The 20891-nt window shown below is 44.0% G+C and carries 23 protein-coding genes, 1 pseudogene and 2 riboswitches; of the genes and pseudogenes, 6 read left to right on the top strand and 18 right to left on the bottom strand.

Annotated elements, in window-relative coordinates; translation table 11 throughout:
- Positions 1–169 precede the first annotated feature (169 nt).
- A pseudogene (locus H569_RS23695) lies at positions 170–396 on the bottom strand (hypothetical protein); the annotation flags it as partial.
- A 132-nt stretch (positions 397–528) separates the two neighbouring features.
- Positions 529–858: a pyridoxamine 5'-phosphate oxidase family protein gene (locus H569_RS0115845; protein ID WP_027365798.1), complete on the bottom strand. Its 330-nt coding sequence runs from the start codon at positions 856–858 to the stop codon at positions 529–531.
- 342 nt (positions 859–1200) lie between these two features.
- Between H569_RS0115845 and H569_RS0115840 the strand changes: the two genes are divergently transcribed.
- Positions 1201–1761, top strand: a complete 561-nt coding sequence (locus H569_RS0115840) for a DUF1638 domain-containing protein (protein WP_027365797.1) — start codon at positions 1201–1203, stop codon at positions 1759–1761.
- 112 nt (positions 1762–1873) lie between these two features.
- Here H569_RS0115840 and H569_RS0115835 read toward each other — a convergent pair whose 3' ends face one another.
- Positions 1874–2491 carry a TetR/AcrR family transcriptional regulator gene (locus tag H569_RS0115835; protein ID WP_027365796.1) on the bottom strand — a complete coding sequence of 206 codons (618 nt, stop codon included), beginning with the start codon at positions 2489–2491 and terminating at the stop codon, positions 1874–1876.
- A gap of 104 nt (positions 2492–2595) precedes the next feature.
- Entirely contained in the window at positions 2596–3366 is a 771-nt protein-coding gene (locus tag H569_RS0115830; protein WP_238492584.1) for a TatD family hydrolase, read from the bottom strand.
- Positions 3367–3589: 223 nt separating this feature from the next.
- On the opposite strand from H569_RS0115830, the gene H569_RS0115825 reads away from it, so the two are divergent.
- A complete protein-coding gene (locus H569_RS0115825) occupies positions 3590–5104 on the top strand; it encodes a long-chain-fatty-acid--CoA ligase (RefSeq protein ID WP_027365794.1) in 1515 nt (504 codons plus the stop codon).
- A gap of 145 nt (positions 5105–5249) precedes the next feature.
- On the opposite strand, the gene H569_RS0115820 is transcribed toward H569_RS0115825, so the two are convergent.
- Both H569_RS0115820 and H569_RS0115815 read right to left on the bottom strand, forming a co-directional pair.
- A complete protein-coding gene (locus H569_RS0115820) occupies positions 5250–5480 on the bottom strand; it encodes a hypothetical protein (protein ID WP_027365793.1) in 231 nt (76 codons plus the stop codon).
- A gap of 172 nt (positions 5481–5652) precedes the next feature.
- Positions 5653–6336 carry a YkgJ family cysteine cluster protein gene (locus H569_RS0115815; RefSeq protein ID WP_034630983.1) on the bottom strand — a complete coding sequence of 228 codons (684 nt, stop codon included), beginning with the start codon at positions 6334–6336 and terminating at the stop codon, positions 5653–5655.
- Between the two features lie 192 nt (positions 6337–6528).
- Here H569_RS0115815 and H569_RS20645 point away from each other — a divergent pair, with 192 nt between their 5' ends.
- Both H569_RS20645 and H569_RS0115800 read left to right on the top strand, forming a co-directional pair.
- The gene (locus tag H569_RS20645) at positions 6529–6930 is read left to right on the top strand and encodes a MarR family winged helix-turn-helix transcriptional regulator (protein ID WP_238492583.1); all 402 of its coding nucleotides are present in this window, start codon (positions 6529–6531) and stop codon (positions 6928–6930) included.
- A gap of 104 nt (positions 6931–7034) precedes the next feature.
- The gene (locus H569_RS0115800; RefSeq protein ID WP_027365791.1) at positions 7035–8435 is read left to right on the top strand and encodes an MFS transporter; all 1401 of its coding nucleotides are present in this window, start codon (positions 7035–7037) and stop codon (positions 8433–8435) included.
- 36 nt (positions 8436–8471) lie between these two features.
- Here H569_RS0115800 and H569_RS0115795 read toward each other — a convergent pair whose 3' ends face one another.
- The gene (locus tag H569_RS0115795) at positions 8472–8651 is read right to left on the bottom strand and encodes an H-type small acid-soluble spore protein (protein WP_027365790.1); all 180 of its coding nucleotides are present in this window, start codon (positions 8649–8651) and stop codon (positions 8472–8474) included.
- Between the two features lie 36 nt (positions 8652–8687).
- On the bottom strand, positions 8688–8870 hold the full coding sequence (locus tag H569_RS0115790) for a hypothetical protein (RefSeq protein WP_027365789.1): 183 nt from the start codon (positions 8868–8870) through the stop codon (positions 8688–8690).
- Between the two features lie 171 nt (positions 8871–9041).
- Between H569_RS0115790 and rbr the strand changes: the two genes are divergently transcribed.
- On the top strand, positions 9042–9614 hold the full coding sequence (gene rbr / locus H569_RS0115785) for a rubrerythrin (protein WP_269464938.1): 573 nt from the start codon (positions 9042–9044) through the stop codon (positions 9612–9614).
- Between the two features lie 76 nt (positions 9615–9690).
- On the opposite strand, the gene asnS is transcribed toward rbr, so the two are convergent.
- The 10 genes from asnS to H569_RS20635 all read right to left on the bottom strand — a co-directional run bounded on the left by asnS (position 9691) and on the right by H569_RS20635 (position 20362).
- Positions 9691–11082 (bottom strand): asparagine--tRNA ligase, encoded by a 1392-nt coding sequence (gene asnS / locus H569_RS0115780; protein ID WP_027365787.1) that lies wholly within the window; start codon positions 11080–11082, stop codon positions 9691–9693.
- 371 nt (positions 11083–11453) lie between these two features.
- Entirely contained in the window at positions 11454–12194 is a 741-nt protein-coding gene (locus H569_RS0115770) for an energy-coupling factor ABC transporter ATP-binding protein (protein WP_027365785.1), read from the bottom strand.
- A gap of 73 nt (positions 12195–12267) precedes the next feature.
- Complete coding sequence (locus tag H569_RS0115765; protein ID WP_027365784.1) at positions 12268–13140, bottom strand: substrate-binding domain-containing protein; 873 nt, start codon at positions 13138–13140, stop codon at positions 12268–12270.
- 92 nt (positions 13141–13232) lie between these two features.
- Positions 13233–13353: riboswitch (molybdenum cofactor riboswitch) on the bottom strand.
- Positions 13354–13391: 38 nt separating this feature from the next.
- A riboswitch (molybdenum cofactor riboswitch) is annotated at positions 13392–13516 on the bottom strand.
- Between the two features lie 86 nt (positions 13517–13602).
- The gene (locus H569_RS0115755; protein WP_027365782.1) at positions 13603–13815 is read right to left on the bottom strand and encodes a hypothetical protein; all 213 of its coding nucleotides are present in this window, start codon (positions 13813–13815) and stop codon (positions 13603–13605) included.
- A 71-nt stretch (positions 13816–13886) separates the two neighbouring features.
- Positions 13887–15524, bottom strand: coding sequence for an ABC1 kinase family protein (locus H569_RS0115750; RefSeq protein WP_027365781.1), 1638 nt, complete (start codon positions 15522–15524; stop codon positions 13887–13889).
- 169 nt (positions 15525–15693) lie between these two features.
- A complete protein-coding gene (locus tag H569_RS0115745; protein WP_034630977.1) occupies positions 15694–16206 on the bottom strand; it encodes a transcription repressor NadR in 513 nt (170 codons plus the stop codon).
- A 5-nt stretch (positions 16207–16211) separates the two neighbouring features.
- A complete protein-coding gene (nadA, locus tag H569_RS0115740; protein WP_027365779.1) occupies positions 16212–17291 on the bottom strand; it encodes a quinolinate synthase NadA in 1080 nt (359 codons plus the stop codon).
- Between the two features lie 158 nt (positions 17292–17449).
- Positions 17450–18277 (bottom strand): carboxylating nicotinate-nucleotide diphosphorylase, encoded by an 828-nt coding sequence (gene nadC, locus H569_RS0115735; protein WP_027365778.1) that lies wholly within the window; start codon positions 18275–18277, stop codon positions 17450–17452.
- Between the two features lie 111 nt (positions 18278–18388).
- Complete coding sequence (locus tag H569_RS20640; protein ID WP_051273702.1) at positions 18389–19933, bottom strand: L-aspartate oxidase; 1545 nt, start codon at positions 19931–19933, stop codon at positions 18389–18391.
- Positions 19934–20035: 102 nt separating this feature from the next.
- On the bottom strand, positions 20036–20362 hold the full coding sequence (locus tag H569_RS20635; RefSeq protein ID WP_051273701.1) for a GNAT family N-acetyltransferase: 327 nt from the start codon (positions 20360–20362) through the stop codon (positions 20036–20038).
- Positions 20363–20424: 62 nt separating this feature from the next.
- On the opposite strand from H569_RS20635, the gene H569_RS0115720 reads away from it, so the two are divergent.
- Positions 20425–20891: IS256 family transposase (locus H569_RS0115720; protein ID WP_027365777.1), on the top strand; the 467-nt coding region annotated here is incomplete at its 3' end.

Below are 20891 nucleotides of genomic sequence, written 5' to 3'. Positions count from 1 at the left end.
CGCCAATGAATAAATTGGGTATACGGTCGGGTCTATTAAGTCTAGCACATGGGTCAAGACTCTCGCTTCGCTCGACCGCAAGCGGCGGCTGCTTGTTCTTAAGACCATATATCTCCCCTCCCTTTGGAGACCGCCTATGATTTTATTTACCGGGGTATATGTCATTAAATTAAGCAAAACACTTTTCCTTAGATGCCGGTTCTTTAACATGTTCAGGATTAAGCCAAACAATCTCATCTAATGACCAATCTCTGGTTGGGCCTGACCATCTCTCTGGGTGCCGTAATTTAGCTTCTCTTCCACGACGGTGTTGCATGGTATTTTTTTTAGCACTCTGTAAAATGTCGATTCGGAAGCCAAGTATATTCCCTGATCAGCTAGACGTGGAACAATCTGAATACTATTTTACATATTATTCCAATTAGACTACCGACACATATTTAGTTAAAATAAGAGGAATAGCATCGTGATAGTCACGAATTCTATTCCTCCAAAGTAATGGGTTTATTTAAGCGACTGTTAAATTTCCTATAACAAAGCTGCAATCTTTTCCACGGTAAAAATTACTTCATCACCTTCAGAGCGGGCTTGGCCGCTGAAACGGTAACCTTTTTTCCCCGATACTGCAGCCACCTGCATGACCCCTGTTTCCGTCAGGTTTTGGCGTGTTTTTTCCATTTTATAAACTCCCAGAACCAGTGTATTATCACCACGGATTTCTTTTACCTTGCCCACCACGATTAGATGAGGCTGCCCATCCCCGGACAGGGTGGTTACAGGTATAAAAGCAGATTGGGTGATTACCTCCTTAATTTCAGGCGTCAATACCGCATTACAGCCACAACAGCTACTTCCCATGATGTGAAAACCTCCTTTTATAGAATTAACCAGATGATATCATCTATAAGAAGGAGAAGCTGTAAAATATTTTACACCATGATTAAACTTTAAACAAAGACAACGTTTTTCCACTGGTGGCCTCTCCGATCCATCGTAAATTTATTTACAGATAGGATATTTATTAGCATTATTATGCTTATATTATAATTTTGTAAAGAAAGCTAAACAACCAAGATAAATTTAATTTCGCCGTACTTTTTGATAATAACGGAAAACACTTATTATTCGTGTAAACTATTTTACTGCAAAATAGGTTGTTTATTTTTATGCTAATATAAATATACGGGAGGTGAGCCGGTCTTGTCCGAAAAAAAACTATTATGCTGCGGTATCCTGCGTCATGAGTTGGAACACTTGTTAGGAGACCGAAATTTTAATATTACTTATGTGGATGCAGCTTTACACGTGGATTTTGATAAGCTGGCCCAAGCCGTAACTGCAGGACTGAGCGGCATGGGAAACGGTTATATCCCAGTAGTTATGGGGTGTCAGTGCCACCCGGAGTTGGAGCAACTAGTTGCTGAATACGGCGGGCGGGTCATACAAGCCAAGAGTTGTATCGAAATGCTCCTGGGGGACAAAATGGCGGAGTTGGATGCCGAAGCCAAAACTTTTTATTTAACCGGCGGGTGGCTGGAGAACTGGCGTCAAATATTTATTGAAGGGATGAAGTGGGACGCGGTTGATGCTCGGCAGAATTTTGGTTATTATGATCGTATTTTGCTGTTGGATACGGGAATAGTACCTATCAGTGAAGAAGAACTGCTTGAATTTTATGATTACGCCCAGGTGCCTGTGGAAATTATACCGGTAGACTTGGAGCATTTGCGCAGGCTGCTGGAACAGCTTCTAAACGGGTGATGCAATAAATGAACAAAATCAAATGCATGAAAGAACTGGCCCTTTTTACACCCTTGACTTTACGGAACGGGAAAAAATCGGAGTACTGGCATTCACCAATAGTCTTCAACCGCTATAGCTTGGCGGCTCCCTTCTCAAATACTCCCGCCGTAATGGAGGCCAGCCGGAGCATGTGCTTTCTTATCTCCTTTTCGTTTCGGCCGGGATAATTCCTAAAAGTGATCACTATACCGTTTAAAGATGCAAAAAAGGCATGCGAAAAAAGACGCACATTTTCTTTAACGCCTATCTTAGCAAAGCTTTCATCAAAAATATCGAGCAGATAGCGTTCTGTGGCATTGAACCTTTCCAACGACTTTTCATTGATTCCCCCGTCTATCATAAAGTGCGTCATCATTTGGAAAAAGGTGTCATGGTCTATTAAGTATTCCACGAAATCACAGGCCAGTTTTTCCAAGGAAGCGTTTTTGTTCTCTTCAAGCAGTTTTTCCAGGTTCTTGCCAATAACTTTTCCTTCCCGGTGCAGCGCTTCGACGAATAACTCATCGCGATCTGTAAAATAGCGGTAGATGGAGGCCGGCGATATCCCCGCCTCGGCGGCAATATCACGCATGCTTACCTGGTTGAACGACTTGCGGGCAAAAAGCCTGACGGACGCATCAATAATTAAATTTCTCCTTACTTCCCGCTCGTTTTCTTTTAACTTAATTAGGGTGGATTTATGGTCCATTTTAGCTGTCCCCCGTTAAAAACCCAAAGTGTAACGTAACATTTCTATATATTCTAGTCCGTAAACCAGATACCTGCAAATGAACGGTGATCAGATTTAAACCTTTATTTTATACCGTATAATTTTGACGCCCTGCCGCCAGCCATCTCATTGATAATGTTTTCATCTACATTTTCCTGCCGCATATACTTAACCGCTTCAATCATCCCAACCGGATCATTGAGCATAATATTGCTGTAATCACTGTTAAGCATGCCGTTTTTAAATAGCTCCAGGTTATCGACAAGCACATCGGGGGTAAGGTTTTGTTTCCTGATGGTTAAGCCGGGAATAGCTCCAAATTCTTTAATCTGGCCTATGATATCAAGGTGCGCATGGTCAACCACCAGCAGCCCGGGGTTAATTCCTACACCTGCCGCCATATCAAGCATTATGCCTACGATAGCCTGCCTGTTCTCTTTGGGAGTATGAATAATAACCGGGACATTGTTGTCCCTGGCCACTTCCAATTGAGCTTTAAAAACCTCTTTTTCCACCGGGGAAGCATTATTCATGCCGACTTCCCCAATTCCCACAACTGTCTCTTCGTTTAATAATTCCGGCAGTTTATCGATAACCCTTGTCCAATCTTCGGGTATACCCACCGGGTGTACGCCAACCGCTGTGTAAAGGTCAACGCCTACCGACGCCGCAACCTGGCGGTAAAAGCCGCTGATCGCTCTAAAATGATCAAAATAGCTTTCAGCATGCCGGGCAGAGATAACAATAGAACAGCTTACTGCCTTAGTGATACCGTTTGCCGCCATAGCAACGAAACCGTCATAAGGGATCATGCCGGCATGGGTGTGACTGTCAACCAAACCTTTTATAATCATGATATAAATTGCCTCCTTGCTACCCTTTGGCGGGCAGGTTTGATCCGGATATTTCCATATCTTAAATTTATATAATACTGATCTCATAACACATTATAAGGCATTGAATTCTTTAACTAAAACACTAAATGTGGTTATCATTGAAGGATTTCGTCAATATTACAAAGAATTTTTTCATAGTTTCTTGATGAATACATAATATATGCTACCGGAGGGAACCAAAATGTTGGTTTGCGATTTTATCTTGCGAAGTTTGGAGCAGTATCCGGACAAAACAGCCGTAATCTTTCAGGACGATGAGCTTAGTTACAAAGACTTGGCAGAGAAAATTGGGCGCCTGGCAGCAGGGCTTAAAGACCTTGATATCAAACAGGGAGAATATGTAGCCCTTTTATTACCCAACCACCTGGAATTTACAACTTCCTACTTTGCACTTAATTTTATAGGTGCGCCGGTTGTACCCATCAACCCGATGTTAAAGGGACCTGAGATACAATATATTCTCCAGGACTGCAAGGCAGTCGCTATTATCACTATTGCCCCATTTGCTCCACTTATCGATTCTATAAAGAGATCCCTGCCCCATTTGCGAAAAGTTATAATAATCGGGGAACAGTCAACCCCCGAACAAGTTAATTACAGCAGCCTCTTCGCATACGACGCAGACCTGAGCCGCCCTTCGGTGGATGTTGAAGACATCTCCGCTTGTCTGTTCACTTCAGGCACTACGGGAAAACCCAAAGGGGTTATGTTGACCCACAAAAACCTGGTCTTCGACACCGAGATGGTTACCAAGGCCATAGGCGTCGATCATAAAGAACGTTATTTGGGAGTACTACCATTTTACCACGCCTTTGCCGGTACGGTATGTATTCTTGCGCCGGCATGTACCGGGGCATCCGTGGTTATTTTGGACCGGTTCATGCCTAAATCTACCGTTGAGTGTATCAAAAAACATAAGGTAACGATTTTCCCGGCCGTTCCCGCTATTTACGCCGCAATTTTACAGGCCGCCAAAAATACCGACCCGAATGACTTTGCCTCTTTACGCATGTTTGTCTCAGGAGGGGCGGCTATGCCGCTGGAAATGATGCGGACTTTAGAAGATCGTTACGGTATTGTCGTCCTGGAGGGAAACGGTCCCACCGAGACATCGCCGATTTCCTACGTCAACAGATTGGAACTGCGCAAGCACGGGTCTGTAGGACCGCCCCTGCCTGGAGTTCAAGTAAAAATAGTAGATGAAAATGATAATGAATTACCTGTTACCGCCGTAGGTGAAATAGTTGTAAAAGGCGATAATGTGATGAAAGGTTATCTTAACCGGCCCGATGATACTGCCGCATGTATGCGCGGCGGGTGGTTCCATACCGGTGACCTGGGCATGGTCGACGAGGACGGCTATGTTTATATTGTTGACCGGAAGAAAGATTTAATCATTGTTGGCGGTTTTAACGTCTACCCCCGCGAGGTCGAGGAGGTGCTATACCAACACCCGGCGGTTATGGAGGCGGCGGTGGTTGGCATACCCGACCAAATGCGCGGTGAGGTCCCTAAGGCATTTATTGTATTAAAAGCGGGAGCTGAGGCCACTCCCAAGGAACTAATCAATTTTTGCCGGGAAAAACTGGCTGATTTCAAATGCCCCAGGCAAATTGAATTCAGGGAGGAACTACCTAAAGGGGCCAACGGTAAAATTTTAAAAAGAGTATTAAAAATGGAACTGCAAAATATATAACATTAATAATGTTTTATTAGCAAAAAATGCAGCTATGACAGATAGAAAACCCGCAGCCCTTGAAAACAGGGAACGGGTTTTTATTGTTACATAGTTAAAACTTATGTCCTTCTTTCATATAATTGGTCAGAGATCCCCCCACGGGCTATCTTTTTTTTGAACTTCCACATACCGGGCAACAACTGGTTTTCATCACCGGATGCCATTTATGCAGGGGGTGTGAGCCATAGCCGCAAACAGCGCAGACAGCATCCTCACTTCGGCATTCGGGTTCAACTTTAGTAAGTATATCAACATTACCTGCTCTTTTAAATTTTTTATTTGCGGTAATAGGAATAACCTTGGCGTTTGTTGCACTGGGCAGAGCCTGAGCCATAACAGAAACCTCCTTAACTTAATTAAAACGTTACAAAAAAAAACGTCCCCCACACTCTGAACATACCTGCAGAATGTCTGGAACGTCATTGCTCCCTATACTAATATTATTATAAACCACTGGTTAAAAAAAACAAATATAACCCCGAAAATATATTGTATACTTTTTCTGGTTAGCAATTCTTATATAACTGTTTCCATAAGCTGGGCGGGCAAATTTCCTTTAACTTTACTTCCTTGTAATTACTTTTGGCGGAAAAAACATTCGGCTTCCAGTCTTTGATGTTAATTTTCGGCCTAAAACCTTCATGAAATCCGGGGGATTCCCCCTTCTCGGATGCTTGTGCCAACCACTGGCGCACCAATTCATCTTCACCGAAATTTACGACAAGTTCCCTCAACCTTACCGCCTTGGCTGAGGACGGGCAGCATATAAACGTCTGGCAAACCAATGGCCTGGCGGGATAAATAGAGCATAACTTTTCTTTACGGTCTAAAAAAATGCAGCGTTCATCTTCACCCCTGCGTAGAGTGATATCCACAGCCGGACCGTTGACCACAATATAACTAATCCGGTCCAGGGTTTTTTGGAGTGACTCTCCACCCACTTTAAGGTAATCTTTAATATTGGATAAATCAATAGCGGTAAGCGGAGCTCTTTCCGCACAGCAAAGCTCGCAACCCTGGCAAGATGCAACTTTTTTTCTGCTGCGGGTCAATGTATATTTCTCAATGGCATAGTTTAAGGCATCCAAATAATCCTGAACCGTCGCCGAACCATCTGTTACGACCAAGTCATAACCATAATCATGATTAAAGTTTTGCAACAACACTTGCACCGCGTTAGTTTTTTTCATTTAATTTCCCCATTATAATTATAACCCGGTTAAACCGTCTTTTCCAACCAGGCATAATAACATCATTAACGAAATAAACGTTAAAAAACATCATTGTACTGATTATCTGCAATATGATAAACTATTATAAGAAATTTTCAGGAGGGAGCTGCAATAGACAAACCATTTATTGTTCAAGAAAGTCTGGGGCATTTGGTAGCTAAAGCTCACCAAGTTTTTTCCTCATATTTTAAAGAGCTGCTGGAGGACTACAATTTAACGCCTTCCCAATTCGGCACTCTAGCTTTTCTATGGCATAACGACGGTGCCAGTCAGGTTCAGCTGGGCCAAAAAATGCGTAAAGACAGAACTACAATAAGTGGTATAATAGACCGTTTAGAAAAAGAACAGCTTGTCCAAAGAAAAGAGGATCCTATGGATAGAAGGGCGCATCTTATTTACCTGACGCCCAAGGCCCTGGCAATACGTGGAAGGTTGGAAGAACTGGCGATTAAAGCAAATAAGGACGTTACATCAATGTTATCGGAGCAAGAAAGAGCTGCCCTGGGCGTAATTTTAAAAAAAATAATAGACGGCTCTAAATACGAATTTTAAAACGAGGTTTTTAATCCAAGAAAGGAGGTAATTGGGGAGATTATAAATGGGAGCCAATTTTAAGCGCTAAAATTTTAAGTCTGCAATGAAACCGGGAGGTATTTATGAATCAAAATACGGATCAAAATACAGCACATAAAAATTATACATTACTTGTAACCTGCGCCGCATCCTTTTTAACACCATTTATGGGCAGTGCTATAAATCTAGCCATCCCTTCCATTGGAGATCAGTTTAAATCCGGCGCCTTTTTGCTAAGCTGGGTGGCTACCAGTTACATCCTGGCATCTGCAGCCTTTCTTGTACCTTTTGGCAGGCTTGCCGATATAGTTGGGAGAAAAAAGATTTTTATTTTGGGTTTAGCTTCTTTTCTTTTGTCTTCCCTGCTCTGTGGCCTGTCATGGTCAGTAGGCGCGCTGATCGTGTTTAGAACATTACAGGGCATCGGCAGTGCTATGATTTTCGGTACCGGCATGGCCATATTGACATCGGTTTTTCCTCCCAAGGATCGCGGCAAAGTTCTTGGCATCAATGTTTCCACCGTTTATGTCGGCCTGTCACTGGGACCGGTCCTCGGCGGCTCATTAAACCATAACTTTGGCTGGCAATCAATCTTCTACCTTACATCCATTATCGCTTTACTAGCACTATTGCTGGCAATATTTAAACTTCAAGGCGAATGGGCCGGAGCCAGGGGAGAAACATTTGATACCGCCGGGGCTGTTCTGTACGCAGCAGGACTGGTAGCTTTTATGTACGGTATTTCATCTATTGCTGAATCTATATGGGCAAAATATTTGCTTGTTGCCGGAATTATTATTATGGTGGTATTTGTAAGACACGAAACCAGGGTGAAGCAGCCTGTATTAAACTTAAACCTGTTCAGTAAAAACGTTACCTTTGCCTTTTCAAATTTGGCCGCTTTAATTAACTATAGTGCCACCTTTGCCGTTGGCTTTTTACTTTCAATGCACCTTCAGGTGGTTATGGGTTACGATTCTCAAAAGGCGGGGCTAATATTGCTGGCCCAGCCAATAATCATGGCGGTACTGTCTCCTTTTACCGGAAGACTATCCGACCGTGTTGAGCCAAGGGTGGTGGCTTCCTGGGGCATGTCTATCACAACCCTTGGACTGTTTATTTTATGTTTTATAAACAAAAACATGCCTGTTTGGCTGTTGATGGTCAACCTTGCTCTGCTTGGTACAGGCTTTGCCCTTTTTTCCTCTCCCAACAGCAATGCGGTTATGGGTTCTGTCGAAAAAAGGTTCTACGGCGTGGCTTCTTCAACACTGGGAACTATGCGCCTTACCGGTCAAGCAACAAGTATGGCCATCGTTACTCTATTGCTGGCCATTTATATAGGCAATGTAGAATTGAGCATGGCCTCCCCCGACCTGCTTATCAAGGGATCACAAATTGCCTTTATTGTTTTTACAGTAATTTGCTTTGGAGGAATATTCGCCTCGTTGGCCAGGGGAAATGTAAACTTAAAGCAGAACTAACGCAAAAGGTGTAGGCAAGCGGGGCCCACCCGTTCGTTAACCTTCAATTAACTCTGTAACGGGGACCTCCCGGGTTGCTTCTTTTCCTTGCAGGCTTCTAATCTTAGCGATATTTTTTCCCGGGGTTACGCCCTCAATCCAAACGGGTGTGCCATTATGAAGTACTTCAATGGTTTCCCGGGAATTGATAATTTGTTGAACTCTTTGTACATCCATAAGACTGGGCTCCTCCCAAATTAAATTTATGTCATATCATTCCCATTTTTGTTGAAGATAAACTGTTTCATGAATTCCAGGTTCAGGTAAACCAGCACCGGAAACCTTGATAAATATTTCAACAAGGTTGCGATAAGAAAGAAAGCCCAGTGTTGCAACAGGGATAAAACTTATTAAAAACGATATTATTAAAAGTCTGTTTTTTACGCTAGAGATCATTTTGTCACTCCCGTATTTAACTTGACATAATTCGATAAAATAGTTTATTATTCCTTTGCTTTTTGACATGGGAGATTTTTAATAATTTTTTAATAATTGATTAATTCCGGCGTAACTTTTAACAGTTATCATGCTAAAATAAATAATTAAATTTTGAAAGGGGAGGTCATTTTGAATTTAAAAGGCAGTAAAACCGAAAAAAACATCCTTACAGCTTTTGCGGGAGAATCCCAGGCCAGAAACCGGTACACTTATTTTGCCAGCGCTGCAAAAAAAGAAGGTTACGAACAGATAGCAGCTATATTTCTTGAAACAGCGGATCAGGAAAAAGAACACGCCAAGCGTTTGTTTAAATTCTTGGAGGGAGAAGAACTGGAGATTACAGCTTCTTTCCCCGCCGGTCAAATTGGTAAAACAGTAGACAACCTGAAGGCAGCGGCCGCAGGTGAAAATCATGAATATACCTCCATGTACCCGGAGTTTGCTAAAATAGCTGAAGAAGAAGGTTTCCCCCAAATAGCCGCAGTTTTAAGGGCTATTGCAGCGGCAGAGGAAGGACATGAACAACGTTTCAAAGCACTGATGCAAAACATTGAACAGGGCCAGGTTTTCCAACGCAAGGAAAAGACAACATGGGTTTGTCGCAATTGCGGGTATCTGCATGAAGGCACTGACGCTCCTGAATCATGCCCCGCTTGTGCTCACCCGAAAAGTTATTACCAGCTTTGGTGTCCTAATTACTAGATTAATTACCAGGCAGACTGATACACCTCCTACCCACAAAAAACCCCGCGGTATTTTACCGCGGGGTTTTTTGCTATTAAAATTCAGCATTTTTTGGTGTTCTGGGGAAAGATATCACATCACGGATATTAGTCATCCCGGTTAGATACATAATCAACCTTTCGAACCCCAAACCAAACCCGGCGTGCCTGGTGCCGCCGTATCGCCTGAGGTCAAGATACCACTGGTATTCATCTTTGTTCAATCCCAGCTCATCCATCCTTTTTTCCAGGTAATCAAGTCTTTCTTCTCTTTGGCTTCCTCCTATGATTTCACCTACTCCCGGGGCCAGAAGATCCATCGCCGCCACCGTTTTGCCATCTTCATTCATTCTCATATAGAAAGCCTTAATTTCCTTGGGATAATCCGTGACGAACACCGGTTTACCGAAAATTTTTTCAGATAAATACCTTTCATGTTCGGTTTGCAGGTCATATCCCCATTTTACCGGATAATCAAAATTCTCACCGGACTTTTTCAGCTCGTTAATTGCGTCGGTATACGCAATATGTCCAAATTCCGATTGTAGAACGTTCTCAAGACGGTTAAAAAGCGACTTGTCAATAAAGCTGTTAAAAAAGTTCATTTCCTCGGGTGCGGTATCCATTACATAGCTGATAATGTATTTCATCATTTCTTCGGCCAGTTTCATGTTATCTCCCAAATCTGCAAAGGCAATCTCAGGCTCAATCATCCAAAATTCAGCGGCATGTCTGGCCGTGTTGGAATTTTCCGCCCTGAAAGTTGGGCCAAAAGTATACACCTTATTAAAGGCCATGCAATAGGTTTCTACATTCAATTGCCCGCTCACCGTAAGGTTCGTTTCTTTGCCAAAGAAATCCTTGGAAAAATCCACCTTACCCTGCTCATTTCTGGGAGTTTGATCAAAACCCAGAGTGGTAACCCGAAACATTTCCCCGGCGCCTTCAGCATCGCTGCCCGTTATTACCGGCGTATGTACATAAACAAATCCCCGCTCTTGGAAGAACTTGTGAATAGCATATGCAGCAATGGACCTGACTCTGAAAACAGCGGAAAATGTATTTGTCCTGGGGCGCAGGTGAGCTATTGTCCGCAGGAACTCAAAGGAATGCCGCTTCTTTTGAAGCGGGTAATCTTGAGAGGATAATCCTTCTATTACAATGTTTTGGGCCTTTAATTCAAATGGCTGCTTTGCCCCGGGTGATTCCACCAACACCCCTTCAACTATAATAGCTGAACCGGTTATCAACTTGGCAATATCTTTAAAATTGTTCAAACTCTCTTCAAATACCACCTGAAGGCTGGAAAAAAAAGTCCCGTCATTCAGCTCAATAAAACCGAAAGCTTTGGATGCCCTGACGGTCCTAACCCAACCTCCGACTTTGATCGATTGATTTATGTATTTATCCGTTTGCCTGAATAAGTCCCTAATTAAAACAACATCCATTTCATTCTTCCCCCTTGCATAATTTTATGCGACAATGTTTTAGTTATGGGTATGTTCTCCACTACCGTTTTAACTAATCCTAGCTCTTAGAAATTTTTTACTCCCCTATTCCGTTTAACGCTACCATCATTAAGAATAAATGATTATACCTGGCAAGACAACCTTTAAAAAAGAAAAACCTCCCACCGGAGGTTGTGCTTTCAGTTTATACCCCTGCTTACTTTTTATTCCCCTCTTTGGACTGAGACCCTTTGACTATTCCGCCGAGCACCAGGCCCCCAAGCAACCCTGTGCGCACGCGTTAAAGGACTTGGAATGCTTATTTCATTATCATAACGGAACCGGCCTGCGCCGGCAGCCGCAGTTATAAGTTAAAACAACCTGATTTGATTGAACTTTTTAAACGGGCTTAGAAGGTGTTTGATGGTATCATTTTGCACTTTATCTTCCAATAGTTCTTTTAATAGTCCGTCAAAAATCAATTTACCACGGTCAAGCACAACCACATCACCAGTCAAGTAAGGTATTTCATTAAAATCATGGGTGACAAACATAGCCGTAACTCCTGAATTGGCAAGCAGATGGCCCAGATCTTCCAATAAGCTGATCCTGGTTGCAAAATCAAGAGCTGAAAAGGGCTCGTCCAGAAATATCACTTCCGGTTCAAGAGCAAATGCCCGGGCGAGGCTGACCCGCTGTGCTTCACCGCCCGACAGGTAAACCGGCTTCCGGTTCCGCAGGTCGCCAATGTTCAATCTTTCCAGCCATTGCTCAACCCGTTGAGACAACTTTTCACCGCGTAGCCCGCGCAATTTCAAGCCCAGGGCAACGTTATTAAACACAGTGGTATTGAGAAGCAGCGGCTCCTGAAATACAACAGCCATCCGACGCCTGAAGGAAAGCATATTTTTCTTTGTTACCTCCGTACCGGTAAAAAAAATTTTACCTTTAGTTGGCTGTTCAAGTAATGCCATCACCTTTAGAAACGTGCTTTTACCTGCCCCGTTAGGTCCTATAATAGCCTGGGTTTTTCCTTGTTTAAGCTTAAATTTTTCAATTTGAAGTATAGTACGTTTTTCTTTAACCAGCTCCAGGTTTTCAACTGAAATCATTTAAACATCCCTATCTCCTTATTTTACTTAAAAAAGGCCAACCCGGGAATGAGCGGGTTGGCCTTTTAACCGGTTAACCTTCCAGCCTGTCCGCGAAAAACAACGGCTGTCCGTATTTATCCACGCCAAAATTCTTAATGAACTGCTGTGTATCCTTGTTAATCATAAATTCATCAAAGGCTTTTGCGCCCTCGGCGTTAACTTTAGGGAATTTTTCAGGGTTAACCACCATAACGTGGTAGATGTTTTTAAGTGATTCCGCTCCCTCCGATACGATAATCAGGTTGATGTTGTTAGCCTGGGCCAGGTATGTACCGCGGTCGCTCAAAATGTAAGCTTTTTTTTCATTGGCTACAGTGATGGATGCTCCCATGCCCTGACCGGTCTCCTGGTACCATTGCTGTCCCTTTGGATCTACTTTTGCAGCTTTCCAAATATCCAATTCTTTCTTATTGGTGCCGGAATCGTCACCACGGGAAATAAACAAAGCGCCTTTTTCCGCTATTTTCTTAAATACAGCTGTAATATCGGAATTCCCTTTGACCTGGGCCGGGTCGTTTGGAGGACCCAATAGCACAAAATCATTATGCATCACAAGTTCATAGTCAGTCACCACACCGCTGTCAACCAGCGGTTTTTCGGAAGCGGGCGCGTGTACCAGCAGCACGTCGGCGTTTCCCTCTTCTCCCATTTTCAATGCCTGGCCGGTTCCAACAGCAACGGTCTTTACGGTATAGCCGGTTTTCTCCTGGAACATGGGAATCAATGCGTCAAGAAGCCCTGTATCCTGAGTGCTGGTGGTGGTGGCCAATATAATGTCCTTGTTCTTTGGTTCGGCAGCCTGCTTATTTTGTTCCCCGGTTTGCTTTTTGCTCGCGCACCCGGCCAGTAACATCGCGGCAAATACTGCCAGAATCACCGCTGTCAATGATATTCTTTTTACCATCAATTCTTTCCTCCTGTACGATTTTTTAATAAAACTCCAATATTTTGTCATAAAAACCACGGCAAAACTAGATATTAGCAATACAACGCTCTAACCTGATCCACTCCCCTCCTTTCCGCACTGGGAGGCATACTGGTTTCCCAATATACCCTATCGGCCTCTATGCCATGCTTTAAGCTTTCCAGGCAACGAGGCTCGGAGGCAATATAAATACCCCTGATTGTGAAAATTGAGCAATCAGGGGTATTTATAAACCCAATAATCACTCTTCTTTCCACAATGGGAGGCATGCCGGTTTCCCGGAACAATACCCTAACGGTCCAATCGCCATGGTATTATTACCGCAGGTCAATAGGACTCGAAGAGATTTTTTATAAGCAATTATTTATAAGCTCAGAGGCGGGCGGACAGGGTCGTCCGCCCCTACGACAACCCATTTTTGATCCTTCTGATGGTGCCGCATTAGCGGTATGGTGGTCTACTTAGATACAATATCCTTATTGCGTCTATCCAAATCAATGGATCCGCTTTATTCACTTCTTCAAACTTTTCCGGGCTTAGTTTATCTTTTAAATAATCATTTATTGTGTCATTTTCCTGGTAAGCTATTACTTGGTCCAAAGAGCAATCTTTAAAAACCTCAATTAAAATCTCACCAAGTTCTTGAGACGTCATTTTCACACCCCTTCGTTACATTAAATTCTACACAAGTAGCGTGTGTTCCTTTAAACCTGTGCTCAAAATAATCAACCTTTTCCCCGTAAAATATTAAATACCAGAACAATTCCCAGCACGCTGGAAAACAGATAACCGGCCACACCAATAGCCGAATGGCCGAAAACAAGCGGGGGGGTGCTGGATGTGATAACCAGAGAAGACCCTACGATTAATGCTCCTGTTATAATTGCCAGGGTTAGCTTGTTTGATGCTTCCAACAGGGTATTTTTCAAATGAGATAAACCTTTGTGTTCCAGTTTGAATTCACCGCCGGCCAGAATGTCTAAAAGTTTTCCCACCTTTTCAGGCGCATCATGGCCCAGTAAAATTAAATCTTGAACTTCTTCCAGCCAGAAACTATTGGAAACCGGATTAATTGTTTTATAGTACTGTTTTTTTACGTATGGTCCAATTACAGACACAACATCAATTCCGGGGCATATTATTCGGCTTAGGCCTTCGGCAATAAGCAAGGCCCTGGAAACAAGTACATACTGAGGCGGAATAACTATTTGGTACCGGCGGAACAAATTTATAAAGTTTATTAATAATTGGCCAATACTTTTGCTTGCACTCGTTCTACCATTAAATTCTTCAATCAGATCCAGGACGTCCCTTGCCAAAAGCTCCCTGTTGTTTACACCGGTTAACCCAAAAGCTCTTATCGTTAATTTTATTACCCGTTCTTCATTACTTTCCAGAACTGCAACCAAAACCATTAATAACATTAAACGCATATTACGGGTTAACCGCCCGGTCATACCCCAATCCAGCAGGTACAGCTTTCCATTCGCCACCAAAACATTGCCGGCATGAGGATCGGCATGAAAAAACCCTCGTTCAAACACCATCTCAGTATAAGTATTTAACATTACGCCCGCCAGTTTTTGTCTTAATTCAGGACCGGCCTTGATCCGGTTTGGCTTTTCTCCCTCCACCAGTTCCATGATTAAAACTCTTTTGGTGGTATAACGCATAAAAACCCCGGGAGAGGTTATAGCGTCATTTCCAAACATAAACCGGCGGAACTCGGCCATATTCCGGGCTTCCCTTTCGAAGTCCAATTCGCGCATTATCGTATGCCGGAGTTCCTCCACGAATTCCGGCAGGTTATAGTTCTTTAATTCATCAAAATTCTTTTGGGCGGCTTCAGCAAACCATTCCAAAATGGCCAGGTCTGTCTTTATCTGTTCACCAATGCCCGGCCTTCTTACCTTAACCGCCACAAGTTCCCCGGTCTCGCTTAAAACCGCCCTGTGTACCTGGGAAAGTGAACCTGCTGCTATCGGTATATGGTCAAAATCATCAAATAATTCCGCAGTGCTCATCCCCAGCTCTTTTTCAATGATCTCGATGATGGTTTCGGTCTTTTCAGTTGGCACCTCATCCTGTAGTTTTTCAAGTTCTCTTATGTATTCCTCCGGGATTAAATCCGGACGCATACTGACCAGTTGTCCAAATTTAATAAAAGTTGGACCCAGTTCCTCCAGAACCTTCCTAACTTTGACGGGCGTACTCAGCCCCCGTTCAATTTTAATGATATTTTTGGACAGCAAACTGGTATCAACCGACAGCTTGTCAAGCAAATCTTGAAAACCATATCTTATTAATATGGTTAAAATTTCTTTGCTCCTGAATAAATTGGTTATTTTTCCGCTTTTAAACATTTTTTTACCCTTTGCGCTGGTTTTAAAGTAAAGTAACACCTATTACGTGCATTGTCAAATTGCCAAGAGAGGCTATTGGTTATTAGCCTCCCCCGGGCAAATTGTGGACTAAAAATTGATGTAAAAAGCCTTGGCCTGGTATAAAACCGGCAAAGGCTTTTAAAAAAGACTATTCGGAAATCAAAAAACCATTTTTACGCAATGCCTGCCTGGCCTCTTCAAGATCCTCCCGCCTCCGGTATTCAACCGTATGCAGGTGAACACCGTTGGTTAAAGAAGAGAGCAGCGAGACTCCCTCCACTTTGACCCGATCTAAAAAGCGCTTTACGTCCTGCCTGGACTCCAGCATTAAATACCCCTTTAATTCTCCGTAAAGAGGGTGCTCCACCTGCACATCCAATACCTTTAGGCCGAAGTCCACCATCGTATTTAGTTCAGCCTCGGTTTCCAACGGGGTATGTTTAACAGCCAGCACAGCCTTTTCCCGGACGCCTGTTCCCTGCGGTAAAAGGTAGCCTTGAGGAGTGGCCATGATTTCGTATCCCTTGGCTCTTAGTATAGCCACGTCCTGAACAACGACCTGGCGGCTGACCTTAAATTGTTTGGCCAGTGCGGAACCGCTTACAGGTTCTGCACCGGCGGTTAAAACCTCAATTATTTTCTCCCTGCGTTTTTCGCTCATGCCGATCACCTTATAGAAAGCATTCTTTGGAGGGCTACCCTGGCCCAGCCGGCCGTTTTAGATCCAACGGTGACCGTGTTTTCCATCCCGCCGCTGAGTATACCTTCAAGACACCGTAAAAGATTGCGCGGGTTTATTTTAAGCATATCCGGACATGGTTCAACCGTATCATCAAGAGAAATAATTTTCTTGTCGCCATGTTCACCTGACAGCCTTTGCACCAGGTTGATCTCCGTCCCCACCGCCCAGGCGGATCCGGGTGAAGAAGTCTTGACACAGTTGATGATATGCTCAGTTGAACCCGCTTCATCAGCTGCCCGCACAGTTTCAAACGAGCATTCCGGATGAACCACCACCCGTATGCCGGGATACTTATTCCTTACGGCACTGATACGATCAGGGCTAAACTCCTGGTGCACCGGGCAGTACCCGTTCCATAAAATTACGCGCGGGTTTTCCGGTCCAACCAGTATGCTCCGCTGCCGGTCCCATACAGCCATTTCCCCGGGGTCAATGCCGGCTTTAACCGCAGTATTGCGGCCAAGGTGTTCATCCGGAATAAATAACACTTTCATCCCTTGCTCCAACGCCCAGCGGAAGGCCCCGTCAGCACTGGACGATGTGCAGGTCAGGCCGCCGTTTTCACCGCAGAATGCTTTGATTTCGGCTGATGAATTCACATAAGTAATTGGAATAAATTCCCCCGGATAACGCCTTTGGAGTGCTTCCCAGCATCTGCGCACCTGGAATATTTCAGCCATGTCGGCCATGATACAGCCGGCATTGATATCCGGAATAAAGACTTTTTGCCCCTGTGAAGTTAATATATCAGCCGTTTCAGCCATGAAATGCACACCCAAAAAAACTATATATTGAGCGTCTTTGCATTCGGCGGCCTGCCGGGAGAGCAGGAATGAGTCTCCCGTCAAATCAGCAAATTGGATTACCCGGTCTTGCTGGTAATGGTGGCCCAGTATCAGCAACCGGGAACCCAGTTGTGCTTTAATCTCATAGATCCTTTGAATTATATCTTGCTCAGGTAATTCCGAACAGAACCGGTTTATTTCCTTTTCAGTATATAACATAATTAACACCCCGTGTTCTTTAAACTTAATTATGCAAAAATAGTTGCTATTCAGATATTCAGGAGTCGGAATCAGTAAATGCCCCAAGCCGGTTTTCTCTTTCCGACTACCGACTCCTGAGCATTTACAGATGCTGAAAAATTATCAAATATATTTAATCACTTAAATTCCAAACTTATATCCAAAGGAGGAGCCGAATGAGTGATCCAGCCCAGAGAGATGATATCCACACCGGTTGCGGCAACGTCCGCCACCCTGTCAGGAGTTATGCCACCGGAAGCCTCCGTTAACGCCCGGCCCGCTACCAGCTTTACGGATTCTTTAAGTTCATCCAAACTCATATTATCCAGCATAATTACGTCCGCTCCGCATTCAACAGCTTCCCTTACCTCATCCAACGTTTCTGTTTCAACTTCAATTTTCAGCAAATGGCCGGCTTTTTTTCTGGCCATACCAATTGCGTTTTTAATCCCGCCGGCGGCTTTAATGTGATTATCCTTAATTAATATTCCGTCATCCAGACCGAGACGATGGTTTTTACCGCCGCCAACAGTCACAGCGTATTTTTCCGCCATACGCAAACCCGGAGTTGTTTTACGGGTATCTGTGATTACAGCATGATAAGGTTTTGCAGCCTCTACGGCAGCGGCTGTGACAGTGGCAATACCCGACAGGTGCTGCAAAAAATTCAGGGCTACCCGTTCACTGGCTAAAATACTTCTGGCGTTGCCTGCAACTTTTGCTATAACATCTCCATTAGCTACAAAAACGCCCTCCCCCAACAACACTTCCAACTGCACCAGAGGGTCAATAAGCCGGAAAGCTGTTTGCACGTAAGGAAGTCCGGCCAAAACCCCCGGTGATTTGCAAATGAAATAGCCCTCAACGGTTAATTCCGGAGGGATGGTGGCGTTGCTGGTTACATCACCCCGTCCGAGGTCTTCTTCCAGTGCTATTTTTACGATGTTATCCAGTGATGTAAGCATTATATCTACCCTTTCTTTGTTAATAAGGAAAGGTGACACACCTCTCTTTAGGGTCAGGGCTATGGGGTCGGAGGAATGTCCCCAATTTATGATTTTATTGTAAAAGGTTGTTTACAAACTGCACACGTGCTGTAAATGTCCATAGTCGTTCAGTGCAGGCGGAAAATCGGTTCTAAAATGGCTACCCCTGCTTTCCTTACGGGCAAGGGCACCCCTGGCAATTAAACCAGCTACCGTTATTAGGTTTTTAAGCATTAAATCTTTCCGCCCCAATGATTTTTCCATGCCAACAAAGCATGCCAACGCTTCTGAAAGACCTTTGCCTGTCCGTACAAGGCCAACTTGCTCCCACATTATTTTACGCAACTTCTCTAAAAGCAGCTTTTTGTCGGCTGTCAGTTCAATCCCGTTAACATAATTAGAAGCTTTTTCAATCACCGCCAATGATGATCCAGACCCCAAGCCCGCAAGTACCTTATCCGAAACCACTGCACGCCCTGCCCTGCAACCAAAGACCAGCCCCTCCAAAAGGGAATTGCTGGCCAGGCGATTGGCCCCGTGCACCCCCGTGCTCGCCACTTCCCCGCATGCATAAAGGCCTTTTACAGTGGTCCGGCCGTCAAGATCCGTTTTAACACCGCCCATAATAAAATGCGCCGCAGGGACAACCGGAATTAAATCACCAGGCGGGTGCAACCCACGATCCCGGCACGCTTTGGATATAGAAGGAAACCTGTGCGCAAATTCAGACCCTATCGGTGATGCATCGAGGTAAACCCTGTTCCCTGCGTTAATTTCAGAAAAAATTCCCCTTGCCACAATATCCCTTGGAGCCAGCTCCGCCAGCGGGTGTAAGGAAGCCATAAAACGCTCACCTTTATTGTTAATAAGGACAGCCCCTTCACCTCTTACAGCTTCGGAAACAAGAAACATAGGGTTTTCATCGACATCCAGTGCCGTTGGGTGGAATTGTACGAATTCCATGTTTTCAAGTTTGGCCCCGGCCCGGTAGGCAAGCGCAAACCCATCTCCGGTACAATGGATATTGTTAGTCGTGTGAGCAAATAGCTGACCGCAGCCACCGGTAGCTAAAACAACAGCCCTTGCAGCGTATAGAATTGGTTTGTTAGATTTTAAATCAAATGCAATTAATCCCACACACCTGTCATTTTGCACTATCAGGTCAATCGCAAAAGTATGTTCATTAATAAAAATATTTTTTTGTTTGTGAACCTGGATAGCAAGGGTTTCCGCCAGAGCTCTACCGCTTTCATCCCCCCAGGCGGAAATCACACGTGGCATTGAATGGGCGCCTTCCCTGCTTAACAGCGGTTTTCCGTCTAAATCCCTGTCGCAAGGGAAACCCATATCCAAAAGATCAAGCACGCGTGCCTGTCCTTCCTTCACCAGTGTTTCAACTGCAACCCGATTGCAGGCCCCGGCTCCTGCAATCAATGTATCCTCAATATGAAAATCAAATTGATCCTTTTCACTTAGTACTACAGCAATGCCCCCTTGGGCTAAAGGGGTATTTCCCGAAGGCAGCTTGTCTTTTGTCAGTAATGCCACTGTTCCTGTTTTGGATGCTTCAAGCGCACAGGAAAGACCGGCCACCCCCGCTCCAACTACAATGTAATCCACCTCAATGATCTGCAACAGGGACACCCCTCTCAGATTTAATAAAGTAATTATCTGACTTAACAGGTGTCTTGTCAACTGCAAAGCCAACAAACCGTTAAAATTGCTTGCCTACCAAACTTATTTTATTTTAAGCCCCAAGATGAGCAGATCTTTTTCTATACCATCAAGACTGGCTACCCCAGGCAAGTACCCCCAGCGATCAAACTTCATTTTTGTAAATAAATTAATGCTGGGTTTATTATGCGCAAAAACAAAACCCAACAAAGTAGTAATGCCGAGTTTTGGGGATTCCTCAATGGCAGTTGTCAGTAATTTTTTACCGATGCCCCTGCCGCGATAACCTTCAGCAATATAGATACTAATCTCGGCAGTGGCATCATACGCCGGCCTGTTATAAAAAGGAGAAAAACTTAGCCAGCCAATTACAGTATTATTAATTTCCATTACGAGAATATACTAAATTACGTGTAAATGGTTAATACTACCATTAAAGGAGTTGACCATTTATGCAAGCCATGCAAGACAAAACGATCAAGGAATTAGCAAAGGATTGCCACAGTGTGGAAGACGTACATGAGATGCTCAAGAATCTATTCAAGGACATTTTGCAACAGATATTCGAGGCTGAAATTGAAGAGCACCTCGGGTATAAAAAACACAGCATCGAAGGTAATAATACTACTGGAAACAGTCGTAACGGTTACAACAAAAAAACTATCCAAACCAAGTTCGGCAAGACAGAAATAGAAATTCCCCGGGACCGTAACGGTGAATTTGAACCCAGGATTATCGGCAAATATGAAAGGACCTCCAACCAGCTTGAAGACCAAATTATAGCCATGTATGCAAAGGGTATGTCCACCCGTGATATCGAGGACCACATGAGGGATATCTACGGTATTGATGTATCCCCTACCATGGTCAGCAAAATAACGGATAAGGTGCTACCCCTAATTGCCGAATGGCAATCCCG

Source organism: Desulfotruncus alcoholivorax DSM 16058 (assembly GCF_000430885.1).
Lineage (GTDB): Bacteria > Bacillota > Desulfotomaculia > Desulfotomaculales > Desulfallaceae > Desulfotruncus > Desulfotruncus alcoholivorax.
This window is presented reverse-complemented; position numbering and strand designations above follow the sequence as displayed.

Bases quoted from the DNA above. Each gene is read 5' to 3' on its own strand.
- H569_RS0115795 (WP_027365790.1), bottom strand. From the start codon at position 8,651: ATGGATGTACAAAGAGTTCAACAAATTATCAATTCCCGGGAAACCATT.
- H569_RS0115765 (WP_027365784.1), bottom strand. From the start codon at position 13,140: ATGGTAAAAAGAATATCATTGACAGCGGTGATTCTGGCAGTATTTGCC.
- H569_RS0115825 (WP_027365794.1), top strand. From the start codon at position 3,590: ATGTTGGTTTGCGATTTTATCTTGCGAAGTTTGGAGCAGTATCCGGAC.
- nadC (WP_027365778.1), bottom strand. From the start codon at position 18,277: ATGCTTACATCACTGGATAACATCGTAAAAATAGCACTGGAAGAAGAC.
- H569_RS0115755 (WP_027365782.1), bottom strand. From the start codon at position 13,815: ATGACGTCTCAAGAACTTGGTGAGATTTTAATTGAGGTTTTTAAAGAT.
- asnS (WP_027365787.1), bottom strand. From the start codon at position 11,082: ATGGATGTTGTTTTAATTAGGGACTTATTCAGGCAAACGGATAAATAC.
- H569_RS0115835 (WP_027365796.1), bottom strand. From the start codon at position 2,491: ATGGACCATAAATCCACCCTAATTAAGTTAAAAGAAAACGAGCGGGAA.
- H569_RS0115770 (WP_027365785.1), bottom strand. From the start codon at position 12,194: ATGATTTCAGTTGAAAACCTGGAGCTGGTTAAAGAAAAACGTACTATA.
- H569_RS20635 (WP_051273701.1), bottom strand. From the start codon at position 20,362: ATGGAAATTAATAATACTGTAATTGGCTGGCTAAGTTTTTCTCCTTTT.
- H569_RS0115830 (WP_238492584.1), bottom strand. From the start codon at position 3,366: ATGATTATAAAAGGTTTGGTTGACAGTCACACCCATGCCGGCATGATC.
- H569_RS0115800 (WP_027365791.1), top strand. From the start codon at position 7,035: ATGAATCAAAATACGGATCAAAATACAGCACATAAAAATTATACATTA.
- nadA (WP_027365779.1), bottom strand. From the start codon at position 17,291: ATGTTATATACTGAAAAGGAAATAAACCGGTTCTGTTCGGAATTACCT.
- H569_RS0115750 (WP_027365781.1), bottom strand. From the start codon at position 15,524: ATGTTTAAAAGCGGAAAAATAACCAATTTATTCAGGAGCAAAGAAATT.
- H569_RS0115845 (WP_027365798.1), bottom strand. From the start codon at position 858: ATGGGAAGTAGCTGTTGTGGCTGTAATGCGGTATTGACGCCTGAAATT.
- H569_RS0115820 (WP_027365793.1), bottom strand. From the start codon at position 5,480: ATGGCTCAGGCTCTGCCCAGTGCAACAAACGCCAAGGTTATTCCTATT.
- H569_RS0115745 (WP_034630977.1), bottom strand. From the start codon at position 16,206: ATGAGCGAAAAACGCAGGGAGAAAATAATTGAGGTTTTAACCGCCGGT.
- H569_RS0115790 (WP_027365789.1), bottom strand. From the start codon at position 8,870: ATGATCTCTAGCGTAAAAAACAGACTTTTAATAATATCGTTTTTAATA.
- H569_RS0115815 (WP_034630983.1), bottom strand. From the start codon at position 6,336: ATGAAAAAAACTAACGCGGTGCAAGTGTTGTTGCAAAACTTTAATCAT.